We start from the raw sequence: 20,208 nt of genomic DNA on the forward strand, positions 1-20,208 counted from the left end.
GACCATGACTGATAACCTGATCGAAATCCGTGACCTGAACGTCGCCTTCCATGGCCAGCCGGCGGTGCGCGACCTGTGCCTGGACATCCGGCCCGGCGAGTGCCTGGCGCTGGTCGGCGAGTCGGGCTCGGGCAAATCGGTGACCGCGCATTCGATCCTGCAGTTGCTCCCCGAAGGCGATGCGCAAACCAGCGGCAGCATTCGCTATCGCGGTCAGGAGCTGCTCGGCGCCGATCCGAAGGTACTGCGTGAACTGCGCGGCAACCGGATCGCGATGATCTTTCAGGAGCCGATGACCTCGCTCAATCCGCTGCACACCATCGAAAAGCAAATCGGTGAAACGCTGCTGGTGCATCGCGGTCTGGGCGGTAAAGCGGCGCAACAGCGCATCCTTGAACTGCTGGAACTGGTGGGCATTCAAAAGCCCAAAGAGCGCCTCAAGGCCTATCCGCATCAACTGTCCGGCGGCCAGCGGCAACGAGTAATGATTGCCATGGCGCTGGCTTGCGAGCCGGAACTGCTGATCGCTGACGAGCCGACCACCGCGCTGGATGTGACAGTGCAACGCAAGATCCTGCTGCTGCTCAAATCCCTGCAACAACGCCTGGGCATGTCGCTGCTGCTGATCAGTCACGACCTCAATCTGGTGCGCAGCATTGCGCAACGGGTGTGCGTGATGAAGGCTGGCGAAATCGTCGAGCAAGCCCCGTGCGAAACCCTGTTTACCGAGCCAAAGCATCCTTACAGCTGCGTGCTGCTCAACGCCGAGCCGGAAGGCGAAGCCCTGCCCCGCGATGAACGCGAGAACGTGCTGGAGGTGGATGATCTGCGCGTCGAGTTCGTCGTCGGTGGCGGGCTGTTCCAGCGCAAACAATATTTACGCGCGGTGGACGGCATCAGCCTGAATATCCAGCGCGGCAAAACCTTGGGCATTGTCGGTGAGTCCGGTTCGGGCAAGTCGACGCTGGGTCAGGCGATTCTGCGGTTGCTCGATTCCGAGGGCAGTATCCGTTTTCAGGGCACCGCCCTCGATGGCCTCGATCAGAAGCAATTGCGACCGTGGCGTCGGCAGATGCAGGTGGTGTTTCAGGATCCGTTCGGCAGCCTCAGTCCACGTATGTCCGTGGCGCAGATCATCAGTGAAGGGCTGGAGGTGCATTGTCAGTCCAGCGCCGATGAGTGCGATGCACAGGTGATCCGTGTACTCAAGGAAGTCGGCCTGGACCCGGAAAGCCGTCATCGCTACCCGCACGAATTTTCCGGTGGTCAGCGCCAGCGTATCGCAATCGCCCGGGCGCTGGTGCTGAAACCGGCACTGATCCTGCTCGACGAACCGACGTCAGCCCTCGATCGTACCGTGCAGAAACAAGTGGTCGCCCTGCTCCGCGACCTTCAGGAAAAACACGGTTTGACCTACCTGTTCATCAGCCACGACCTGGCGGTGGTGCGGGCACTGGCGCATGACATGATCGTGATCAAGGACGGCAAAGTGGTCGAGCGAGGTGCCAGCCACGAGGTGTTCGACTCGCCGCAGCATCCTTACACCAAGGAGCTGTTGGCGGCGGCGCATCCGGGGTAGGCATAATCGGCGCTTGCCTTGATACCGAGTCGCGGCCTTCGCGAGCAAGCCCGCTCCCACAGGGATTCGGGTTGTACCCAAATATGGGGTACCCCAGAGAAACCTGTGGGAGCTGGCTTGCCAGCGAAGAGGCCCGAACAGACAACCCAAACTCCGGATCCGCCAACCCATGAACACCGCCGAAAGCCTCAAGGACTACCAACGCGTGCGCACGCTGGCGATCCGCTCGCTGTTCGAGATCATCGAGCAGTCCAGCGAAGGCACGGTGATTGTCGATCGTGATGCGAACATCGTCTGGATGAACGAACGCTATGCCCGGCGTTTTGGGCTGGAGTCGGCGAAAAAAGCCATCGGCCAACCCTGCGAAAGCGTGATCCCCGGCAGCTTGTTGCGTGAAGTGGTGCGCACCGGCCGGCCGATCCTGCTGGACATGCAGGACACGCCGAAAGAGCCGCTGGTGGTGATGCGCCTGCCGATCCACGACGATGCCGGCGCAGTGATCGGCGCCATCGGGTTTGCTCTGTTCGACGAATTGCGCAGCCTGTCACCGATGCTCAAGCGCTACCTGAGCATGCAGGAAGAACTGGCTTCGACCCGCTCGCTGCTGCGGGCGCGGCAGACCAAATACAACTTCGCCCATTTCATTGGCACCAGCAGCGCCAGCCTCGAAGTCAAACGCCGCGCCCGCCGCAGTGCCAGCGCCGAATCCCCGGTGTTGTTGCTCGGTGAAACCGGCACCGGCAAGGAGTTGCTGGCCCAGGCGATTCACAGCGCTTCGCCACGAGCACATAAAGCCTTCGTCAGCATCAACAGCGCCGCAATCCCGGAGGCGTTGCTCGAAGCGGAATTCTTCGGCACCGCGCCTGGCGCGTTTACCGGCGCCGACCGCAAGGGTCGCACCGGCAAGTTGCAGATCGCTCAGGGCGGTACGCTGTTTCTCGATGAGATCGGCGACATGCCGTTGCCGCTGCAAAGCAAACTGCTGCGGGTGCTGCAGGAAAAGGAGTTCGAACCGGTTGGCTCCAACGACGTGATCCAGAGCGATGTGCGAGTGATCGCCGCGACTTCGACCGATCTGCAAGCCGCGATCAAGCGCGGTGAGTTCCGCGCCGACCTGTATTACCGACTTAACGTGCTGCCGATCCAGGTTCCGCCGCTGCGCGAACGTCTCGACGATCTGCCGGCACTCAGCGAGGCGATTCTTGAAGAACTGCGCAGTCAGCATGAGCTGAGTCGCGCAGCGCTGGATCTGCTCGGGCAACATGCGTGGCCGGGAAACATCCGCGAGTTGCGCAACGTGTTGGAACGCGCGGCGCTGCTCAGCGATGACCTGATCCTTACTGAAGAGGATATTCGCGCGGCCATCGGCACCTTTACCCCGGTTGAGCGCCCGTCGGTAACGACGCTGAAGCCGTTGGCGGAAGAGACTTTCGCCGAGGCGCGGCAGCGGTTTGACCGGCAGCTGATCCAGTCTGCCCTCGCGCAATGTGCGGGCAAAGTACCAGAGGCGGCGGCTCGGCTGGGGTTGGGGCGGTCGACTCTGTACAAGAAGATGTTGGCCTTGGGTATCGCCGAGTCTCAATAAAGAGATTTAGTCTCACTGGCGAGACATTAACTTCAAGATCAAAAGATCGCAGCCTTCGGCAGCTCCTACAGGGTTGATACGGAAATCCCATGTAGGAGCTGCCGAAGGCTGCGATCTTTTCGCCTCAAAAAGTCTCACTATCGAGACAAACCCTGCAAATGGCTGACGGCCGACTCCAGTAAAACCCTTATATTTCAATACCTTGAATATCTGGCACAGATCTCGCTAAAGCCTGTTCCACACCCGCAACACCCACAAAAATAACAATCCCTGGAGACACTCCATGAGTGTGATCATTGCCTTGGCAGCCCTTGCGCTGCTGATGCTCGCCGCCTACCGTGGCTATAGCGTCATCCTCTTCGCCCCGATTGCCGCCCTCGGCGCTGTCTTGCTGACCGACCCCTCTGCCGTCGCCCCTGCCTTCACCGGGGTGTTCATGGAGAAAATGGTCGGTTTCATCAAACTGTATTTTCCGGTGTTCCTGCTCGGTGCCGTGTTCGGCAAGTTGATCGAATTGTCGGGGTTCTCCCGTTCGATCGTGGCGGCGGCGATTCGCTTGCTCGGCACCCGTCAGGCGATGCTGGTGATCGTGCTGGTTTGCGCCCTGCTCACCTACGGCGGCGTGTCGTTGTTCGTGGTGGTGTTTGCGGTGTATCCGTTTGCCGCCGAAATGTTCCGCCAGAGCAATATCCCCAAGCGCCTGATCCCGGCGACCATCGCCCTCGGCGCGTTCTCCTTCACCATGGACGCCCTGCCCGGCACTCCGCAGATCCAGAACATCATCCCCAGCACCTTCTTCAATACCACCGCGTGGGCGGCGCCGTGGCTGGGGGTGATCGGCACGATTTTCGTGTTCTGCTCAGGCATGCTGTTCCTGCAGCGCCAACGCAACAAAGCGCAGCGCGCCGGCGAAGGTTATGGCACCGAGCTGCGAAACGAGCCGGAAACCGCGGAAGACCTGAAGCTGCCGAACCCATGGCTCGCCCTGTCGCCGCTGCTGGCGGTGGGCATCATGAACCTGCTGTTCACCCAGTGGATTCCGCAGTGGTACGGCAAGACCCACAGCCTGGCGCTGCCGGGGATGGCCACGCCGGTGACCACGGAAATCGCCAAGCTCACGGCGATCTGGGCGGTGCAGGCGGCATTGCTGATCGGCATCCTGATGGTGCTGGTGTTCGGCTTCAAGGCGATTCGCAGCAAACTCGCCGAAGGCAGCAAAAGCGCGGTCAGCGGCGCACTGCTGGCGGCGATGAACACCGCCTCGGAATACGGTTTCGGTGCGGTAATAGCCTCGTTGCCGGGCTTTCTGGTACTGGCCGACTGGCTCAAGCAAATCCCCAATCCGCTGGTCAACGAAGCGATCACCGTGACCCTGCTGGCGGGTATCACCGGCTCGGCATCGGGCGGCATGAGCATCGCGCTGGCGGCGATGTCCGAGCAGTTCATCGCGGCGGCGCACGCGGCAAACATTCCGCTGGAAGTGCTGCACCGCGTGGCCGCGATGGCCAGCGGCGGCATGGACACACTGCCGCACAACGGCGCGGTGATCACCCTGCTGGCGGTCACTGGTCTGACCCACCGCGAAGCCTATAAAGACATTTTCTGTATTACGCTGATCAAGACCCTGGCGGTCTTCGTAGTGATTGGCACTTTCTACGCCACTGGCATTGTGTGAGGTATTCATGACGACTCTTTCGGGCAAGACCGCACTGGTTACCGGTTCCACCAGCGGCATCGGTCTGGGCATCGCCCTGAGCCTGGCCAAGGCCGGCGCCAACCTGATTCTCAACGGTTTCGGTGATGCCTCGAGCGTGATCGCCGAAGTCGGCCAGTTTGGCGGCAAGGTCGGTCATCATCCAGCCGATGTCAGCGACCCGGCGCAGATCGCCGAGATGATCGCTTACGCCGAACGTGAATTTGGCGGCGTCGACATTCTGGTCAACAACGCCGGGATCCAGCATGTCGCCGCCGTTGAGGAGTTCCCGGTTGAGCGCTGGGATTCGATCATCGCGATCAACCTCTCATCGGTGTTCCACAGCACCCGCCTCAGCTTGCCGGGGATGCGTGCCAAGGGCTGGGGGCGAATCGTCAATATCGCTTCGGTGCATGGTCAGGTGGGTTCGACTGGCAAGGCTGCGTATGTTGCGGCCAAGCATGGCGTGATCGGTTTGACCAAAGTGGTCGGCCTCGAGACAGCCACCAGCAATGTCACCTGCAATGCGATCTGCCCGGGCTGGGTGCTGACGCCGCTGGTGCAGAAACAGATCGATGATCGTGCTGCCAAAGGGGTCGACCCGCAGCAGGCACAGCATGATCTGCTGGCGGAGAAGCAGCCGTCGCTGGAGTTCGTCACGCCGCAGCATCTGGGGGAATTGGTGTTGTTTCTGTGCAGCGAGGCTGGCAGTCAGGTGCGCGGGGCGGCGTGGAATATTGATGGGGGGTGGTTGGCGCAGTAATGCTGCGCCCCTGTAGGAGCGAGCCTGCTCGCGAAAGCGGTGTATCAGCCAACATCAATGTTGAATGTAATTCCGCTATCGCGAGCAGGCTCACTCCTACAAGTGATGTGTCATGAACAACAAAACAAGAGGCAAACCAATGTCCGACCTCCTCTGGCAACCCGACGCCGAGCGTATCGCCCAATCGCGCATGGATCAGTTCCGCCGCGACATCAATCAGCGTCATGGCCAGGCGCTGAGCAGCTACACCGATCTGCACCGTTGGAGCGTGGATCAGCGCGCAGCGTTCTGGCAGGCGATCGTCGATTTCTTCGACATCCGCTTTCACACCCAGCCCGACACCGTCCTGCGTGAAGGCGCACAGATGCCCAGTGCCGAATGGTTTCCCGGCGCGACCCTGAATTTTGCCGAACACCTGCTGCGCCGTCGTGACGATACCGTTGCAGTGATCGCCGTGGCGGAAAACGGTCAGCGCGAACAGCTGACCTGGGCCGAACTGGCCGAGCACGTCGCCGGTTTTCAGGCCAGCCTGCAAGCCGCCGGTGTCGGCCTCGGTGATCGGGTGGCCGCGTGCATGCCCAACACCTGGCAGACCCTGGTGGCGATGCTCGCGACCACCAGCCTCGGCGCGATCTGGTCGTGCTCGTCGCCGGACTTCGGCACCCACGGCGTGATCGACCGTTTCGGCCAGATCGAACCCAAAGTGTTGATCACCTGCGCTGGCTACCGTTACGCCGGCAAAGACATCGACCAGACCACCAAGGTCAACGAAATTCTCGCGCAACTGCCATCGTTGCAGCAGTTGATCATCGTGCCCTACGCTCGCGCGCAGGCCCGTACCGAGGATTACCGAACCCACGCCAACGTGACGTTGTGGGACGATTTCTACCAACCCGGCGGCGAACCGCGGTTTGTCCCGGTGCCGTTCAATCACCCGTTGTACGTGTTGTATTCCAGTGGCACCACCGGCGTGCCGAAATGCATCGTGCACAGCACCGGCGGCGTGCTGCTGCAGCATGCCAAGGAGCATGGGCTGCACGTCGATCTCGGCCCCGGTGACCGATTGTTCTACTACACCACTTGCGGCTGGATGATGTGGAACTGGCTGGTCTCGGCCCTCGCGGTCGGCAGCGCGGTGGTGCTGTATGACGGCTCGCCGTTTCACCCGGGCCATGAGCGCTTGCTCGACCTGATCGACGACGAGCGCATCAGTGTGTTCGGCACCAGCCCCAAGTTTCTCGCGACACTTGAAAGCAGCGGTTTGAAGCCTGCGCACAGCCATGATCTGAGGAGCCTGAAGACCCTGCTGTGCACCGGCTCCGCGCTGTCGCCGCAGAGTTATGACTTCGTCTACCGCGACTTCAAGCGCGATGTGTGCCTGGCGTCGATGTCCGGCGGCACCGATGTGGTGTCGTGCTTCGTCAACGGTAATCCGCTGTCGGCGGTGCGCCGCGGCGAAATCATGGGCAAGAGCCTGGGCATGGCGGTTGAAGTGTGGAACGACGCGGGCGTTGCCGTGGTCGGCGAAAAAGGCGAACTGGTCTGCACCCGGCACTTCCCGGCGATGCCCGTTGGACTCTGGCACGATGACGATGGCGAAAAGCTGCGCAAATCCTATTTCAGCCTGTTCCCCGGTGTCTGGGCCCAGGGCGACTACGCCGAGCAATTGCCCCACGGTGGGATGCTGATCCACGGCCGCTCCGACGCCGTGCTCAACCCCGGCGGGGTGCGCATCGGCACGGCGGAAATCTATCGTCAGGTCGAGAAAGTCCCGCAGGTGCTGGACAGCGTGGCGATCGGACAGCAATGGCAAGACGATGTGCGCGTAGTGCTGTTTGTCCGTCTGCAGGATGGCGTGACGCTGGATGACCACCTGCAACAACAGATCCGCCAGGTGATCCGCGCCAACACCACACCGCGCCACATGCCGGCGAAGATCGTCGCGGTGACCGATATTCCGCGCACCATCAGCGGCAAGGTGGTGGAACTCGCGGTGCGCAATGTGGTGCATGGCGAGCCGGTGAAAAATACCGATGCGTTGGCCAATCCGGAGGCGCTGGAGCAGTTTCGCAATCGCCCGGAGCTGTCGGATTAACGTTGATCCTGCAGGAGCCAGGCTGCTGCGATGGCGGCGCATCAGTTGATATTTGGATGAATGACACTCCGCTATCGCCAGCAGGCTGGCTCCTACAGGGGAACGGTGTTCAGTCCATCAGGCCCCACTCGCCTGATGATGAAGGTGCGGGCGCCGGGCTCGCCTCGGCGTGCAGCTTCAAGCGCAGGCGCAGATTGTTCTGCGAATCTGCATGTTTGAGTGCTTCGTCCTCACTGATCACGCCCTCCACCACCAGCCCGTACAGCGCCGCGTCGAAGGTCTGCATGCCGACCTCGCCGGACTTCTCCATGATGCCTTTGAGTTCGCCCAACTCGTTGCGGCGGATCAGGTCGGCGATGGTCGGGGTGCCGAGCATCACTTCGACCGCCGCCCGGCGCTGACCGTCCACAGTGCGCACCAGCCGTTGCGAGACGAACGCCTTGAGATTGTTGCCCAGTGCATGCAGCAACTGCGGGCGGCGCTCTTCGGGGAACAGATTGACGATACGGTCCAGCGCCTGATTAGCGTTGTGCGCATGCAGCGTCGACAGCACCAGGTGCCCGGTGTCGGCGAATGTCAGCGCATGCTCCATGGTTTCGCGGTCGCGGATCTCGCCGATCAGCACCACGTCCGGGGCCTGACGCAGGGTGTTTTTCAGCGCCGCATGGAAACTGCGGGTATCGACGCCGACTTCGCGTTGATTGATGATCGAGCGCTGGTGTCGATGGATATACTCCACCGGGTCTTCGATGGTGATGATGTGCCCGCTGCTATGGCGGTTGCGGTGATCGATCAATGCGGCCAGCGAGGTGGATTTGCCGGAGTCGGTGGCGCCAACGAACAGGATCAGCCCCTGCTTGAGCATTACCGTTTCCAGCAGCACCGGCGGCAGTTTCAGGTCTTCGAAGCGCGGGATATCGAGTTTGACGTTGCGGATCACGATTGACACATCATTGCGTTGCTTGAAGATGTTCACCCGAAACCGTCCGATGCCCGTACGGGAAATTGCCAGGTTCATTTCCAGATCCCGATCGAACTCGCGCCGTTGCTCGGCGTCCATCAGGGAGTTGGCGATGGTCTCGACCTCGCCGGGCTTGAACGGCCGCTCGCTGAACGGCGTCAGCACGCCATCGATGCGCGCACTGGGTGGCGCTCCCGTGGACAGGAACAGGTCAGAGCCGTGCTGGCTCGACAGACGGAGCAACAGTGCATCGATTTCCATGGCAATAAGCACCCGCGAAGCATTCAATGAACAGAAATGACCCGCTGTCGTGACGTAACGGGTCATACAGCGTCTACCGCAAGTGCAAGAATAGTAGATGCCAACGCACTGACCGACGCTCAGGATACATGTGATGAACGCAGCACCCTCCCCCGATGACGCCCAAGCCCTGATCGCCCGTACCGACTGGAGCCGCACTCCGTTGGGCGCTTCTGGCACCTGGCCGCAAAGCCTGCGCACCGCGGTGGACATCGTGATTCACTCGCCGATGCCGATGCTGCTGTTGTGGGGGCCGCAGCTCACGCAGATCTACAACAATGGCTTTGCGATGCTCGCCGGCAGCAAGCATCCGCACGCTTTCGGACAGCCGGCGCACCTTATATGGCCGGAACTTCAGGACTTTACCGACCCGATTTATCGAGCCGTCCTACAAGGCCAGGTGCGCACCTACAGCGAGCGGCGATTTACCCTGCAACGTGAAGGCGTAGAGTCCGACTTCTGGCTGGACCTGACCTACAGCCCCATCCGCGATGAAAGCACGCAAGTGGCCGGAATCCTGGTGACGGCCATCGAAACCAACGAACGCCGGCGCATCGCCCTCGAATTGCAACGCCGTTCCGAAGAAAGTCTCAAGGCTCAGCGCGACACTGAAGAACGCCTGCAACTGGCGCTGGCCGCCACCGATGCTGTTGGCACCTGGGATTGGGATATCGGCGAAGACCGCTTCATCGCCGACGCGCATTTCGCCCAGTTGCACGGCATCGACCCGGCACAGGCCGGCCAGTTGCCGATCAGCGACTACCTGCAAGGCGTGCACCCCGAAGACCGCGCGCTTATCGCCCGCAGCATCAAGCATTGCATCACCCACGGCACCGAGTACGCCGAGGAATATCGCCTGCTCAAAGCCGACGGCGAGCTGCGTTGGGTGTTTGCCCGGGGCCGCTGTTACAAGGATCACCACGGGCGACCAGTGCGCTTCCTCGGCGCAGCGCTGGACCTGACCGAGCGCAAGCACACCGAGCAGGCGCTGCGCCAGAGCCAGACGGAATTGCAGCTGATCATCAATGCAATGCCGATCCTCATCAGTTACGTCGACCACGAAGAGCGCTTCCGCCTGAACAATGCGGCGTATCTGGACTGGTATGGCCTGACGCCGCAGGAGCTGTATGGCCGCACCATTCGCGAAGTGATCGGCGAAGAAGCCTACTTCCTGCGCGCGCCGTATATTGCCGAAGCCCTGGCCGGGCGGCCCTGCTCGTTCAGCCTGTACACCCCGCATCGCGACGGCAGCAACCGCCATGCGCTGATGAATTACCTGCCGCGCCACGGCGCCGACGGCTCAGTCAACGGTTTCTATATTTTCGTGATCGACGAATCCGAACGGAAGAAGACCGAAGAAGCCCTGCGCAATCTCAATGAAACCCTGGAAGAACGGGTCAGCGCCCGTACCGAACAACTGGCCCAGGCCAATCAACGTCTGCAGAACGAGATGTTCGAACGCGAGCGCGCCGAAGACGCGTTGCGCCATGCGCAAAAGATGGAAGCGGTCGGCCAGCTCACCGGCGGTATCGCCCACGACTTCAACAACATGCTCACCGGAATCATCGGCAGCCTCGACCTGATGCAACGCTACATCGCCGACGGCCGCGCCGATGAAATCGGCCGTTTCACCGAAGCGGCGGTGTCGTCGGCCAACCGAGCGGCCGCGCTGACCCATCGCTTGCTGGCGTTCTCGCGCCGACAGTCGCTGGACCGCAAGACCCTCAACGTCAACGAACTGATTCATTCGCTGGAGGATTTGATCCGCCGCACCAAGGGCGACCCGATCGAACTCACGCTGCGCCTGGCCGACGATGTCTGGCCGATCAGCACCGACGTCAGCCAACTGGAAAATGCCCTGCTCAACCTGGTGATCAACGCCCGCGACGCCATGCCCGATGGCGGCGAGCTGCTGATCGAAACCGCCAACGTCTACCTCGACGGCAACGACATCACCACCCTCGAACCGGTCAAGGCCGGCGACTACCTGATGCTGGCGGTCAGCGACAACGGCACCGGCATGACGCCGTCGGTGCGCGCCAAGGCGTTCGATCCGTTCTTCACCACCAAACCGATCGGCCAGGGCACCGGGCTCGGACTGTCGATGATTTATGGCTTCGCCCAGCAGTCGGGCGGCCATGTCAGCCTCGACAGCCTGCCGAATCAGGGTACCTGTGTGCGCTTGTACTTGCCGCGCCTGAACCTGCTGGAGCCGGAACGGCCTGTCGTGGAAACCTTCGGTGCAGCGCCGACGGCCACTTGCGGGGAAACCGTGGTGGTGGTTGAGGATGACCCGGCGGTGCGCATGCTGGTGCTCGATCTGCTCAAGGAGTTGGGTTACCTCGCCCACGAAGCCGCCGACGCCAGCGCCGCCCTGCCGCTGCTGGAATCGGAGATGCGCGTGGATCTGCTGGTGACCGATGTCGGCCTGCCGGGGATGAATGGCCGGCAACTGGCGGAAATCGCCCGCCAGCACCGCCCAGGCCTGAAAGTGCTGTTCATGACCGGTTACGCGCAGAAAGCCGCCGAGCGTCAGGGCTTTCTCGAGGATGGCATGGACATGGTGGCCAAGCCGTTTTCGATTGAAGTGCTGGCCAACAAGATCCGCGAGATGATCAACCAAACGCCGTCACTTGAGGCATAATCCCGCGCCCCGCCGTCACCCCGTTACAGGTATCGCACGATGAAAGCCCAAGCCCGCCACATTCTGGTGAAAACCGCCGAAGAGGCCGAACAGCTCAAACAACGCATTGCCAAGGGCGAAGCGTTTGATGTGCTGGCGAAGAAATACTCGACCTGCCCGTCCGGCAAACGCGGCGGTGATCTGGGTGAAGTGCGGCCGGGGCAGATGGTCGGCGCGATCGATGCGGTGATCTTCAAGAAGCCGCTGCGCACGGTGCATGGGCCGATCAAGAGCAAGTTCGGCTATCACCTGGTGCAGGTGTTTTTCCGCGATTGACCTGATTGCCCTGTTTCCCTGTAGGAGCTGCCGCAGGCTGCGATCTTTTGATCTTAAAAAAGCAAAATCAAAAGATCGCAGCCTGCGGCAGCTCCTACAGGGATAGTTGTCAGTCCTTGGGGATCAGGGCTCCCGGGAACTGAATCACCCGACTTGCCAGCCAATGCCCCGCCTGCGCCGCCTCGACCGGACTGCCACCCAGCAAACGCCTGGCCAGATACGCCGCACTGAACGAATCCCCCGCCGCCGTCGTATCCACCACCTTCTCGACCTGCTGCGCCGGCACTTCGAACGCCTCGCCATCACAACGAATCAGACACGCCTCGGCGCCGCGCTTGAGGACCACTTCCGGCGTGCCGATCTGCGCGTACGCCTCGAACACCGCGTCGCAATCGGTAAAATGGAACAGCGCCTGCTCGTCATCCACCGTCAGCAACGCCAGATCGACATGCGGCAGCACGCTGCGATAGGCCGCCCGCGCCTCTTCCGGTGAGGCCCACAAGCGTGGCCGATAGTTGTTGTCGAAGACGATCCGCGCATCGCGTTGGCGCGCTTCGATCAGGGTCTGGATCAAGCGTTCGCGACCCTTCGCACCTAACACTGCGAGGGTGATGCCGCTGAAATACAACACATCGTAGTCCGGCAGCGCCGCCAGAATCGGCTCGGCCGCCGGGGTGGTAAAGCAATCGCGCACCGCCGCTTCATTGCGCCAGTAGAGGAAACGCCGTTCACCGCTGGCGTCGGTCTGGATGCAGTACAGGCCCGGCAAGCGACCGGGCAGACGCTGCACGAGATCCAGGCCGATGCCTTCATCGGCCCAGCTCTGGCACATGGCGTCGCTGAAGCTGTCGTCGCCGAGCGCGGTGACGTAATCGACCTGGGCTTTGTCGCCGAGGGCGCGGGACAGGTACACCGCGGTGTTCAAGGTATCGCCGCCGAAGCTTTGCTGCAGGCTGCCATCGGCGCGGTGCTGGAGTTCGATCATGCACTCGCCGATCAGGGCAATGCGCGGGGTGTTCGGGCCCAGGGGGCTGAGGCTGGTCATTGGGTGGCGTCTCTGCTGATTCGGTGGTGGTTGATCCGGCCACATCGCTGGCAAGCCAGCTCCCACATGATCTTCACAGTTCATGAGATCCCTGTGGGAGCTGGCTTGCCAGCGAATGGCCGCGACTCGGTCTCAAGCCTTAGAAACAAGTCTCCATGCTCTCGACCACCGCCAACTGCTCATCCACCAGCAACCCCACCCGCCACTTGTCGAAGGTCAGGCACGGGTGCGAAGTGCCGAAGGAAATGATATCGCCCACCCGCAATTCAACCCCCGGCGCCACGTTCATGAACGCGTGCTGGTCCATCACCGCTGTCACCTTGCACGCGCCAACGTCATCGCCGACCGCCGGCACCACACCGGCCTTGTAGCGCAGCAGCGGCACCGGCAGTCCGGCATCGAACGCCACGTCGCGCTTGCCGAGGGCGATCACCGCAAACCCCGGCTCCGGCAGCGATTGCACGTGGGCCCAGACTTCCAGCGCCGGACGCAATCCTTCGTGCAGATCACTGCGACGATCCAGCACGCAGCACTGCGCTTCCTTGTAGATGCCATGATCGTGGGCGACATAACTGCCCGGGCGCAGCACGCTGAGGAAGCGTCCGCTGGCGTTCTGCGCTTCGAACGACTCGGCGATCAGGTCGTACCACGCCGAACCCGACGCGGTGATGATCGGCTTGGCAATGGCAAACGCGCCGCTGTCCTGCAACTGCACCGCCAGGCGCACCAGCGACGCGGCGAATTCGCGAATGCCGCTGACCGCGTGATCGCCATGGATCACCCCTTCGTAACCTTCGATACCGGTCAGGGCCAGCGCCGGTTGCGCGTTGATCGCCTGGGCCAGCGCGATGACTTCCTGCTCGCTGCGGCAACCGCAGCGGCCACCGACCACGCCGTACTCGATCATCACGTTCAATTTGACCCCGCGCGAGGCGAAGTAGGCACCGAGATCGGCGACGTTGTCCGGGTGATCGACCATGCAGTAGAAATCGAAATCCGGGTCGGCCAGCAGATCGGCGATCAGCGCCATGTTCGGCGTGCCGACCAGTTGGTTGGCCATCAACACCCGGCGTACACCGTGGGCGTATGCGGCGCGAGTCTGGGTGGCGCTGGCGAGGGTGATGCCCCACGCTCCGGCATCGAGCTGACGCTGGAACAGCGCCGGGGTCATGCTGGTCTTGCCGTGGGGCGCGAGTTCGGCGCCGCTGTCGCTGACGAACTTCTGCATCCAGCGAATGTTGTGCTCCAGCGCCTCGCGGTGCAACACCAGCGCCGGCAGGCTGACGTCGCGCACAAGGTGCGCGCCAACGGCAGCGTCGCCCTTTTCCACAGCGGTATTGATGGCAGTCGTCATGCTTGAACTCCTCACTGTCGCGGCCGCAGGCAGCCGCGGTTATTCGTTGATGCGCCGGGCGAGGCTGTTGGCGCTCTCGATCAGCACCCGGCGATAGTCGTCGTAATTGTTCTTCGCATCGGCCCGTGGGGCGACGATGCATAGGGTGCAGATGGCCACGCCACTGGGGTCTTTGACCGGCGCGGCGAAGCAATGGGTGAAGGTGTCGGCCACGCTGTCGAACGAGAAGAATCCGTCGATGCCGGCCTGGCGAATCTCCGCCAGAAAGCGTTCCAGCGGCAGGCGCTCGCCGTCGGGCAGGATGTAGTCGTCTTCGTCGATCAGATCGATGATTTGTTGATCACTCAGGTGCGCCAGCAGCAGGCGTCCGGACGCGGTCCACGGGATCGGCGCGTTTTCGCCGATGTCGGACGAAATGCGGAAATGCCGCTCGCCCTCCTTCATCAGCGCCACCGTGTATTTGCGCCCGTTGAGCAGGCACATCTGCGCGGTTTCCCGGGTCTGGCTGACGATCTCCTGCAAGGCGTGATCGGCCTCGCGGCTGAGGTCGAAATGGCGCAGGTGCGCCTGCCCGAGGAAGTACAGCTGGCGACCAAGATACACGTGACCGTCCTTGCCCACCGGCTCCAGAATCCGTCGTTCCAGCAGCGACGCCACCAGTTCGTAGACCGTGGATTTCGGGCTGCCGATGCCATTGGCGATGTCGTTCGGACGCAGCGGCTGGCCGATCTCCTTGAGGAAATCGAGGATATCGAACGCCCGGTCCAGACCACGGGCCCGGCGTTTGATGGTGTCTTCGGTCATGTCAGTACTCACTCAAAATGCCTCTGTAGGAGCTGCCGCAGGCTGCGATCTTTTGATCTTGCCTTTGTGGCGCATCCAAAATTGCCAAAAGATCGCAGCCTTCGGCAGCTCCTACAAGAGCCGGCGTCAATCAGGCCTTTTTCTTGTAGGCAATACAGTCGATCTCGACCTTGCAATCGACCATCATGCTCGCCTGCACACAGGCCCGTGCCGGGGCGTGTTCAGGTTTGAAGTACTCGCCGAAAACCTTGTTGAAACTGCTGAAATCCCGTGGATCATCCAGCCAGACGCCGGCGCGCACCACGTCCTCCAGGCCATAACCGGCCTCTTCGAGAATCGCGATCAGGTTTTTCATGGTCTGGTGGGTCTGCTCGACGATGCCGCCAACGATGATCTCGCCATCCACCGCCGGTACCTGGCCGGACACGTGCAGCCAGCCATCCGCTTCAACGGCGCGCGCGAAGGGACGTGGCTGACCGCCAGCGGCGGTGCTGCCGGTGCCGTATCGAGTAATGCTCATGGGTACTTCTCCTGATTACAAAGCAAAAATTAGAACCGCGTGCTCTTGAGAAACTCAGCCAGACGCGGTGATTGCGGGCGTTCGAACAGTTCCTTGGGCGGCCCCTGCTCTTCGATCCGCCCCTGATTCATGAACACGATCTTGTCCGAGACCTCGAAGGCGAAACGCATCTCGTGGGTCACCAGCAACATGGTCATGCCGTCTTCGGCCAGGCCCTTGATCACGTTCAACACTTCACCGACCAGCTCCGGATCGAGGGCCGAGGTGACTTCGTCGAACAGCATCAGGCTGGGGTTCATCGCAATCGCCCGGGCAATCGCCACACGCTGTTGCTGACCACCGGACAACTGCCCGGGAAAGTGATTGCGCCGCTCCAGCAGGCCGACCCGCTCCAGCCATTTTTCGGCCAGCACCACGGCTTGGTCCTTGTGCATTTTCTTTACCTTGAGCAGACCGAGGGTGACGTTCTGCAAGGCGGTCAGATGCGGGAACAGGTTGAATTGCTGGAACGCCATGCCGGTCATGGCGCGATGGCGGGCGATGACTTTTTCGGCGTGACGCACACGTTTACCGCCAACCTCGTCATAGCCGATGGACTCGCCGTCGAGCAGGATCTGCCCGCCCTGAAACTCTTCGAGCATGTTCACGCAGCGCAGCAAGGTGGTCTTGCCCGAACCGCTGGAACCGATCAGCGTCACGACGTTGCCACGCTGCATGCTCAGGTCGACGCCCTTGAGCACTTCGACTGCGCCGTACTGCTTGTGCAGGCCACGGATGTCCAGCAGCGGCTGAGCGTTCTGAACCTTGGAAACTTGAGCTTGAGTCATGGCAGGGCCACCCGCTTTTCAATATGCCGGCCGAGTAATTCGATGCCGTAGTTGATGACGAAGAACAGAAAACCGGCGAACAGGTAGAACTCCAGAGTCATGAAGGTCCGGGCGATGATCTGTTGGGTGCTGAGCAACAATTCGGCGACGCCGATCACCGAGAGCAGGGTCGAGGCCTTGACGATTTCGGTGGACGAGTTGACCCAGGTCGGCAGGATCTGCCGCAACGCCTGGGGCAACAGCACGTAACCGAGGGATTGATAAAACGTCAGGCCGATCGCCTTGCTCGCTTCCATCTGTCCACGTGGCAATGCCTGCAAGGCACCGCGCACAATCTCGGCAACGTGCGAGCCGCAGAACAGCGTCAGGCCCAGCGCACCGGCCTGAAACGCGCTGATCTGCCAGCCCAGCGCCGGCGCCATGTAGAAGCAGGCCAGCACCAGTACAAACACCGGCGTGCCGCGAATAATGTCGACATAAAAGCGGAACGGCGCGCGCATCCAGAACTTGCCGTAAGTCAGCACCAGACCGGTGACGACGCCGAGCAGCGTGCCGAACAGAATCGCCAGCGCCGACACCTGCACACTGGTCAGGAAGCCTTGCAGCAACGTCTCGCGTGCCAACCACAATTCATGCAACCAACTGGGAGATTCGTACATCGCAGCCTCCTATCGGCGGATCGCCAGACGCTGCTCGAGGTAACGCAGCAGCATGGCAATGAGGTAACAGGCCGCGACATACAACGCCGTGGTCACCAGCCAGGTTTCGATCACCCGGTAGCTCTCGACGTTGATCTTGCGCGCGTAATAGGTCAGCTCCGGCACCGCAATCGCGGCGGCCAGCGAGGTGTCCTTGAACAGCGAGATGAAGTTGTTCGACAGCGCCGGCAGCACGTTGCGCAGCATCACCGGCACGGTGACGTAGGCCTTGACTTGCCATTCACCGAGACCGATCGCCAGCCCCGCCTCGCGCTGGCCTTTGGGAATGCTCAGCAAGCCGCCACGGAACACTTCGGTCAGATAAGCACCGGCATACAGCGACAGCGTGATGATGAACGACGGGATCTTGTCCAGACGAATGCCCAGGCTTGGCAAGGCAAAGTAGATCAACAGAATCAACACCAGAATCGGCGTGTTACGCACCACCGTGACGTACACCGAGGCCAGCACCCGCAAGGCGCGATGCTTCGACAGCAAGGCAAACGCCATCAGCAGGCCGATCACGCAGCCGATGGCGATCGACACCAGCGCCAGTTCAAGACCCAGACCGAGCCCCGCCAGCAAGGTGTCGAAATCGCGCCACACGGCAGCAAAGTTCAACTGATAGTTCATGGTCAGCAGTACCTTGAGCGGGGCGCGTACAGGCGCCCCACTCTCACGGGATCATTTGAATTCGACAGGGAAACCGATGGCCGGCGACGGCAGGTCGACACCGAACCATTGCTTGAAGGATGCCGCGTAAGTCGGGAACTCAACGCCGGTCATGGCTTCATGCAGAGTGGTGTTGACGAAGTTCAGCCAGTCCTGATCGCCGCGTTTGACTGCGCAGGCGTAGGTCTGTGGGCTCCAGGCGTAGGTCGGGCTGCGGTAGCGGCCAGGGTTCTGCACCATCAGGTACTTGACCGACGACTGATCGGTAGCAGCGGCATCGGCGCGACCGGAGTTCACCGCCTGATACATCAGGTCGACGCTGTCGTACTGATCGACCTTGGCCTTGGGCAGCGCCTGATGCACCAATTCTTCGGCGTAGACGTTTTGCAGCACGGCCACGGTGACGCTGTCGCCAGCGGCCTGCAGGTCTTCGATTTCCTTGTACTTGCTGGTGGCCGGCAGCAGTAGGCCGACGCCTTCGCGATAGTACGGCAGGGTGAACGCCACTTGCTGCGCACGGCTGGCAGTGACGGTGATGAACTGGCAGCTCATGTCGACCTTGTCGGTCAGCAGATTGGGAATTCGCGCGTCGGACGACTGCACGACGAACTCGACTTTGCTTGGGTCATTGAACAACCCCTTGGCCACCATCCTGGCGATGTCGATATCAAAGCCCTGCAACTTGCCATCCGCACCCTGAAAGTGCCACGGCGCATTGGTGCTGCCGGTGCCGACAATCAGCTTGCCCCGGGCCAGAACACTGTCGAGCTTGCTATCGGCTGCCTGGGCCATGCCCACCACAGCGGACGAAGCCGCAAGAACGAAAACACACGCTTTGAACAACGAAGGACAGCGATGCATGGCAAGCACTCCAGGATGATGTTTATTCCGCTATACCGGAACACGGTTTGTTACTACGGAATAAACAGCAGAAAGTGTGCCACAGGAAGCAGTGACCATCTCATAAATAAAAACGTACTTTGAATCAGCGGGTTACATTCTGGAGGTCACCTTGGTACGCGGACGCATGGAAATCCAGCGCTACGATTGGCAACAAAGTTGGGCATTGGTGACACGTTTGGTGAGCACTCAGCACCCTTTCGGTGTTGCCGGGATCGGATCGGATCGGATTGGATTGAATCCGATCCCGACGAGCTCTTTTCTGTGAGAATCAGCTTCTTACCCTGCGCTTCAGTCGTTAAGGGTCAAGAAATCTGAACGAGCTTGATCTTGCGAAACTTCCCGCCGGCCTGGTGCCCATTCAACCCCAACGAAAACCAATCCTTTTCACCATCTCCAACTTTAGTAACCTCGAACTCGATTGCGTTGTGCGAGTAATCCCCCCCACGCTGAATTGTTAGTTCTTGCCGGTAACCCGTCATCTCCAGAGCCAGATTCACGTAGCTATCGGAAGCCTCTTGAAAAAGAGATTCAAAGCTCAGACGGTACTTGCCGATTTCCAGTTTCACTGTTTGGCTCACCATGACACCCCACTCTACATGACAATAACCGTCACGGAACTCGGCCTTCGCTTTTGGATTGTGAATTGGTTTATATATGTCCCAGTGCTTTTCGCCTTGAGAAAAATCACCATTGAGAATCAGATTTTCTGCACTCATGTTTGCAAGTCCTGTCATTGAGTCGAACACCTCCGTGCGTCATTGGGAATCAATGCGCTCAGGAAGCAGCCCATTCATTCAACGCTCAGAAGAGTATTCGCACACCTGTCAGGTCTGACAGTAGACACGCTTTGGTTTCTGCTCTTAACTTTCGAATCGTTCTCGGATGGTCACTGAAAAGGAGATAACAGTGAGCACGATGACCTCTTCTTCCCGCTTGGCCCCGGTTTACCGCAAAGCCCTGAAAACCTGGCGCCCGGTGATCCTGTATTTCGCCAATGAGCACTGCCCCGCCTGCGAATGGGCCGGGCCGGTGTTTCGCGAGGTGGCCGAGCCGTATCGGCTGCGGGCGAACATCTACATGCTCAATACCCGCGAGTCGCCGCGCCATCCGCTGGTCACCGGCACGCCGACCGTGCTGTTCTACAAGAACGGCAAACTCATGAAGAAGCTCAAGGGCATCGGCACGGCAGAAACATTAAGTGAAGATTTCGCCCGACACATCGGCAGAACAAAAGCGCCGGCCCTCGCCCGCCAGCCACAGCATGATCTGCTCTGGCTGCGTCATACCCTGCGTACCCTCTGCACCCTCCCTCGCCAACGTCAGCGGAACTTTTGCTGAAAGTGCCACCTAAGTGCAATTCAATCGAAGGCACTTTCGTTCCAAATCATCGGTAACACACAAGCCTCCGGCCGGATTGGACAAGCTCCCATCCGGCTGCTTTTCTTTATTT

General features: G+C 60.9%; 18 protein-coding genes. 8 read left to right on the plus strand and 10 right to left on the minus strand.

Annotated features, from left to right (window positions below; translation table 11 throughout):
• The first annotated feature begins 4 nt into the window (after positions 1–4).
• The 5 genes from JN524_RS02460 to JN524_RS02480 all read left to right on the plus strand — a co-directional run bounded on the left by JN524_RS02460 (position 5) and on the right by JN524_RS02480 (position 7,715).
• On the plus strand, positions 5–1,579 hold the full coding sequence (locus JN524_RS02460; RefSeq protein WP_134786510.1) for an ABC transporter ATP-binding protein: 1,575 nt from the start codon (positions 5–7) through the stop codon (positions 1,577–1,579).
• A 169-nt stretch (positions 1,580–1,748) separates the two neighbouring features.
• Entirely contained in the window at positions 1,749–3,164 is a 1,416-nt protein-coding gene (locus JN524_RS02465; RefSeq protein WP_202368341.1) for a sigma-54 interaction domain-containing protein, read from the plus strand.
• A gap of 283 nt (positions 3,165–3,447) precedes the next feature.
• Positions 3,448–4,839, plus strand: a complete 1,392-nt coding sequence (locus JN524_RS02470; RefSeq protein ID WP_202368342.1) for a GntP family permease — start codon at positions 3,448–3,450, stop codon at positions 4,837–4,839.
• Between the two features lie 7 nt (positions 4,840–4,846).
• A complete protein-coding gene (gene hbdH, locus JN524_RS02475; protein ID WP_027612662.1) occupies positions 4,847–5,620 on the plus strand; it encodes a 3-hydroxybutyrate dehydrogenase in 774 nt (257 codons plus the stop codon).
• Between the two features lie 139 nt (positions 5,621–5,759).
• Positions 5,760–7,715, plus strand: coding sequence for an acetoacetate--CoA ligase (locus JN524_RS02480; RefSeq protein WP_202368343.1), 1,956 nt, complete (start codon positions 5,760–5,762; stop codon positions 7,713–7,715).
• Positions 7,716–7,824: 109 nt separating this feature from the next.
• Here the strand turns inward: JN524_RS02480 and JN524_RS02485 are convergent, their stop codons facing one another.
• Positions 7,825–8,937 (minus strand): PilT/PilU family type 4a pilus ATPase, encoded by a 1,113-nt coding sequence (locus tag JN524_RS02485; protein WP_202368571.1) that lies wholly within the window; start codon positions 8,935–8,937, stop codon positions 7,825–7,827.
• A 133-nt stretch (positions 8,938–9,070) separates the two neighbouring features.
• Here JN524_RS02485 and JN524_RS02490 point away from each other — a divergent pair, with 133 nt between their 5' ends.
• Positions 9,071–11,620 carry a PAS domain-containing hybrid sensor histidine kinase/response regulator gene (locus tag JN524_RS02490; RefSeq protein WP_202368344.1) on the plus strand — a complete coding sequence of 850 codons (2,550 nt, stop codon included), beginning with the start codon at positions 9,071–9,073 and terminating at the stop codon, positions 11,618–11,620.
• 39 nt (positions 11,621–11,659) lie between these two features.
• Complete coding sequence (locus JN524_RS02495; RefSeq protein ID WP_003225447.1) at positions 11,660–11,935, plus strand: peptidylprolyl isomerase; 276 nt, start codon at positions 11,660–11,662, stop codon at positions 11,933–11,935.
• Between the two features lie 109 nt (positions 11,936–12,044).
• Here the strand turns inward: JN524_RS02495 and JN524_RS02500 are convergent, their stop codons facing one another.
• The 9 genes from JN524_RS02500 to JN524_RS02540 all read right to left on the minus strand — a co-directional run bounded on the left by JN524_RS02500 (position 12,045) and on the right by JN524_RS02540 (position 19,474).
• Complete coding sequence (locus JN524_RS02500) at positions 12,045–12,980, minus strand: sugar kinase (RefSeq protein ID WP_202368345.1); 936 nt, start codon at positions 12,978–12,980, stop codon at positions 12,045–12,047.
• A gap of 139 nt (positions 12,981–13,119) precedes the next feature.
• Complete coding sequence (locus JN524_RS02505) at positions 13,120–14,334, minus strand: amino acid deaminase (protein WP_202368346.1); 1,215 nt, start codon at positions 14,332–14,334, stop codon at positions 13,120–13,122.
• Positions 14,335–14,373: 39 nt separating this feature from the next.
• Entirely contained in the window at positions 14,374–15,138 is a 765-nt protein-coding gene (locus JN524_RS02510) for an IclR family transcriptional regulator (protein WP_027612656.1), read from the minus strand.
• A gap of 130 nt (positions 15,139–15,268) precedes the next feature.
• Positions 15,269–15,658: a RidA family protein gene (locus JN524_RS02515; RefSeq protein WP_007912330.1), complete on the minus strand. Its 390-nt coding sequence runs from the start codon at positions 15,656–15,658 to the stop codon at positions 15,269–15,271.
• A gap of 29 nt (positions 15,659–15,687) precedes the next feature.
• A complete protein-coding gene (locus JN524_RS02520) occupies positions 15,688–16,485 on the minus strand; it encodes an amino acid ABC transporter ATP-binding protein (RefSeq protein WP_202368347.1) in 798 nt (265 codons plus the stop codon).
• Positions 16,482–17,144, minus strand: coding sequence for an amino acid ABC transporter permease (locus JN524_RS02525; protein WP_134786515.1), 663 nt, complete (start codon positions 17,142–17,144; stop codon positions 16,482–16,484). Before JN524_RS02525 ends, JN524_RS02520 begins: the two co-directional genes overlap by 4 nt.
• Before the next feature lie 9 nt (positions 17,145–17,153).
• Entirely contained in the window at positions 17,154–17,816 is a 663-nt protein-coding gene (locus JN524_RS02530; RefSeq protein WP_003225455.1) for an amino acid ABC transporter permease, read from the minus strand.
• Positions 17,817–17,867: 51 nt separating this feature from the next.
• On the minus strand, positions 17,868–18,716 hold the full coding sequence (locus tag JN524_RS02535) for a transporter substrate-binding domain-containing protein (protein WP_202368348.1): 849 nt from the start codon (positions 18,714–18,716) through the stop codon (positions 17,868–17,870).
• A 344-nt stretch (positions 18,717–19,060) separates the two neighbouring features.
• A complete protein-coding gene (locus tag JN524_RS02540) occupies positions 19,061–19,474 on the minus strand; it encodes a hypothetical protein (RefSeq protein WP_202368349.1) in 414 nt (137 codons plus the stop codon).
• A 199-nt stretch (positions 19,475–19,673) separates the two neighbouring features.
• Here JN524_RS02540 and JN524_RS02545 point away from each other — a divergent pair, with 199 nt between their 5' ends.
• Positions 19,674–20,096: a thioredoxin family protein gene (locus JN524_RS02545; RefSeq protein WP_202368572.1), complete on the plus strand. Its 423-nt coding sequence runs from the start codon at positions 19,674–19,676 to the stop codon at positions 20,094–20,096.
• Positions 20,097–20,208 lie beyond the last annotated feature (112 nt).

Origin of the sequence: Pseudomonas sp. MWU318, assembly GCF_016756945.1 — a bacterium.
Taxonomy (GTDB): domain Bacteria; phylum Pseudomonadota; class Gammaproteobacteria; order Pseudomonadales; family Pseudomonadaceae; genus Aquipseudomonas; species Aquipseudomonas putida_A.